Raw genomic sequence first — 3,818 nt, 5'->3', positions numbered from 1 at the left:
CATCAAGCTTTTGCCCATGAAGCAACCAGGCAATGGCTGTAATTATGACGACGCCGAGTCCCGACCAGACTGCATAAGCAACACCGACAGGGATGGATTTCAGAACCAGAGAAAGAAAATAAAATGCGATGCCATAACCGATTATGACAACGGCGGAAGGGGCAAGCTTAGTAAAGCCCTCGCTAGATTTTAATGCGGATGTTGCGATTACTTCGCCAACTATTGCGATAACAAGAAAAAGCCAGCCTTTCATGATATATCTCCCAATTTGTGTAGGGCTTATTATGCACGCTTAAAAATAATAAAAGCAGACTTGACCTGATAGTTTGGCTGTGAGCAATTATGTGCTTAGTGCATCTAACGCTTGAGTTAAGCCGCGCCGCGAAGCGGCGTCGGCTTGAACGAATTGTTAGACATTATTTGCCGACTACCTTGGTGATCTCGCCTTTCACGTAGTGAACAAATTCTTCCAACTGATCTGCGCGCGAGGCCAAGCGATCTTCTTCTTGTCCAAGATAAGCCTGTCTAGCTTCAAGTATGACGGGCTGATACTGGGCCGGCAGGCGCTCCATTGCCCAGTCGGCAGCGACATCCTTCGGCGCGATTTTGCCGGTTACTGCGCTGTACCAAATGCGGGACAACGTAAGCACTACATTTCGCTCATCGCCAGCCCAGTCGGGCGGCGAGTTCCATAGCGTTAAGGTTTCATTTAGCGCCTCAAATAGATCCTGTTCAGGAACCGGATCAAAGAGTTCCTCCGCCGCTGGACCTACCAAGGCAACGCTATGTTCTCTTGCTTTTGTCAGCAAGATAGCCAGATCAATGTCGATCGTGGCTGGCTCGAAGATACCTGCAAGAATGTCATTGCGCTGCCATTCTCCAAATTGCAGTTCGCGCTTAGCTGGATAACGCCACGGAATGATGTCGTCGTGCACAACAATGGTGACTTCTACAGCGCGGAGAATCTCGCTCTCTCCAGGGGAAGCCGAAGTTTCCAAAAGGTCGTTGATCAAAGCTCGCCGCGTTGTTTCATCAAGCCTTACGGTCACCGTAACCAGCAAATCAATATCACTGTGTGGCTTCAGGCCGCCATCCACTGCGGAGCCGTACAAATGTACGGCCAGCAACGTCGGTTCGAGATGGCGCTCGATGACGCCAACTACCTCTGATAGTTGAGTCGATACTTCGGCGATCACCACTTCCCTCATGATGTTTAACTTTGTTTTAGCCACCAATGATGCCCTCACTTTCCATGATTTTGGTGGGAATGGATTTTCTTAGCGGCAACTTACTTTCGTTGTCTATATCCATGTTAAAGGCGAAAAAGTAAACCTCTGTCTCCTTCTCAACCCACCCAACCCACCATGCGACACCAGGATTTGACTCAGTTCCCACACCAGAAAAACCAGTTTTTGAATGCACTAGATATTCAGGTGCCGCCTCCGTTACCAAAGCCTCTTTTACTATTAGCTGGTTTTCTTTAGATGCTGACAATTTATTTAAATATAGAGACTCTAGAAACTCCACTTGATTAACTGCGGAAATTCTAAGCTGGCCTTCCAACCAGAATTTGTCAATGCCACCACTGATATTCTGGTTGCCATAGGAAAATTTTTTAAGGTATTTCTGCATTCTTACTTCGCCAACTTCTCTGGCGATTTGTTGAAATACGGGAACAGCTGAAACTTGTATTGCCCCTCTTAAGGTCAAGTCTCTTTCCCATTGCTTCATGGCTCTTGGCTTTCCGTCCCATTTGAAAACCTGATGCTCATTCTTTATGACACCAGTTTCTAGGCCGATAATTGCGTTGGGGATCTTAAATGTTGATGCTGGAAGATATTCCTTTGATGCACGAGCTAAGTCATTGGTAGCGCAGGATTTACTGCTACTTTTACAAAGCACGAAGACACCATTGACGGCTTCGGCAGAGAACTCTTTGTTCCAAGACGTATTTTCTGTAATTGAACCAGCTAATGCCGTACTCGAAAGACACGCGATAATTACATATGCGGCAAATGTTTTCATGGCACCTTCTTGGTGGCTAACGTTAATTCGACCTCAGAGGCGTTTAAGTCAAAATACCTCTGACGTCTAACATGATTAATCAAAGTCTGATTTTTTAACAAAATCAGAAAGATAGACGCGAAACTTTAAAACAAAGGCGTCAACACTTCAAGTAGCGATCTTTCGCTTCGGCGAGGCCTAACGCCTGAGCTCAGCCGACCGAAACCGCGTAGCGGTTTTGGGTCGGCTGCAGCGATTTGTTGGGCGATAGCTTGCCACATTCTCTCAACGATTGGGATTTGATGTACTTTCCGCACTTTGTAGCGCGACCACATCATGCTCCCCCTGGCCGCGAGAGCCCTTCACTCGGGAAACACAAGACAGACCGAGCACGACTGTTGCAAGGGTCAAACAGTACACGACAACCGGCCAAGCCGTGTTGCGCGGCAACAGCGAAATGATCAACGTTCCGATGCTTCCTAGCAGTACACCGCCCAAGCAGAAGTAGACTGCCGTGACCGTTCCAGCAACATGGTCGAATCCTCGAAGAGCGCCATTGGGCGACACAGATACCGCTGTGGCGACACCAATACCCACTAGCCACATTGGAGCAATAAAGCCTAACACGGACTGCGAAGCCCATATTTCGGTGATGGCAAGCAATACTGCTCCAGCTATCAGGCATCCCATTCCCATTCGCAAGACACTTGGGCTGCCCCACTTGGGTATCACACGCCCCATAAAACGAGCCGTAAACACCATGGCAATTGCCACTGTGGCGAACAGCAGGCTGAAGCCAAGCTGAGACACACCTTGCCTGCCCATCATTAGTCCGGGCGCAATGGAGAAAAAGACGAAGAAGCTACCCATTCCAGCGGCGTAACACAACGTGTACAACCAGAAGTTCAGGCACTTAACGGGGAGTAGCAGCTGCGACCATTGCAAGCCCGCAACTCGTTGCACCCGGGTTTCAGGCCAGAATCGCCACGCTGCTGCAGATGCAGCGATCATGCCCAAACCTAGAAACGCAAAGATAGCCCGCCACCCAAGCCACATGTCGACGAGCGCTCCGAGCAATGGGCCTACCGCCGGGACCATGGCCAGCATGGATCCGAGTATGCCGTAAATGACATTACTTTCCTCGCGACCTGCGTAAATGTCACGTACTGTTGCAAATGTGGAAACAAGGCACGCCGAGGCACCACAAGCCTGAAGAATCCGAAGCCCCAGAAAGACTTCAGCCGATGACGTAAGAGCGAGGCCCATTGACGCCACAACGTAGGCGAGGCCACCTCCCAGTAGAACGGGGCGGCGCCCCAGTCGGTCCGATAGCGGTCCAAACAAGAGCTGACCGGCACCAATCATGACCAAGTACGTTGTCAGCGTAAGCTGAATTGTGCTCGCTGTCGTACCAAGCGCGTTTGGCATAAACGGCACTGCTGGCAAGTACATGTCCATGCCGAGTGATGCCAATAAATCGAACGGTGATAACAACAACACCGTGGCGGCAAGGGAGTACCGCCAACTAAAGTTTTTTGAGCGCACGAAACCATCTCCTTGAACAAAGGATTTGGCGGCGCTCCCGTAGAGCAAAAGGATTCATGAGAACGCCGCAACAACCGAAAAATGAAGGTTGCTGCGGCTTACTTGTCTGCGTTCTTGGAAGTGCTCATCTGCTGACTATCTCATGATTGAATTTGAATCGTAACAACTTTCAAGCAACTCTGCGAGGAGCCTTATTGTGCGCCCAACGCCGCCATAAACGGCGACAGGGTGGCGGGCACTGTTGCAAATAGTCGGTGGTGATAAACTTA

3 protein-coding genes and 1 pseudogene are annotated in these 3,818 nt (G+C 49.8%); all 4 read right to left on the bottom strand.

The genetic code is table 11. The annotated features are described in order from the left end of the window. Positions 1–253: SMR family transporter (locus APU02_RS25620; protein ID WP_064757991.1), on the bottom strand; the 253-nt coding region annotated here is incomplete at its 3' end. A 116-nt stretch (positions 254–369) separates the two neighbouring features. Next, positions 370–1,208, bottom strand: a pseudogene (gene aadA1, locus APU02_RS23875) (ANT(3'')-Ia family aminoglycoside nucleotidyltransferase AadA1). Between the two features lie 16 nt (positions 1,209–1,224). Further along, the gene (locus APU02_RS23870) at positions 1,225–2,025 is read right to left on the bottom strand and encodes an oxacillin-hydrolyzing class D beta-lactamase OXA-10 (RefSeq protein ID WP_000846390.1); all 801 of its coding nucleotides are present in this window, start codon (positions 2,023–2,025) and stop codon (positions 1,225–1,227) included. Positions 2,026–2,289: 264 nt separating this feature from the next. After that, positions 2,290–3,549 carry a chloramphenicol efflux MFS transporter CmlA5 gene (locus APU02_RS23865; RefSeq protein ID WP_012300772.1) on the bottom strand — a complete coding sequence of 420 codons (1,260 nt, stop codon included), beginning with the start codon at positions 3,547–3,549 and terminating at the stop codon, positions 2,290–2,292. Between the last annotated feature and the right edge of the window lie 269 nt (positions 3,550–3,818).

It is taken from the genome of Citrobacter sp. 50677481 (assembly GCF_001463265.1).
GTDB lineage: Bacteria > Pseudomonadota > Gammaproteobacteria > Enterobacterales > Enterobacteriaceae > Citrobacter_A > Citrobacter_A sedlakii.
The sequence above is the reverse complement of the archived record's forward strand: the minus strand, read 5'-3'. Positions and strand labels throughout refer to the sequence as shown.

Coding starts and splice junctions, on each gene's coding strand:
- APU02_RS23870 (WP_000846390.1), bottom strand. CDS start 2,025: ATGAAAACATTTGCCGCATATGTAATTATCGCGTGTCTTTCGAGTACG.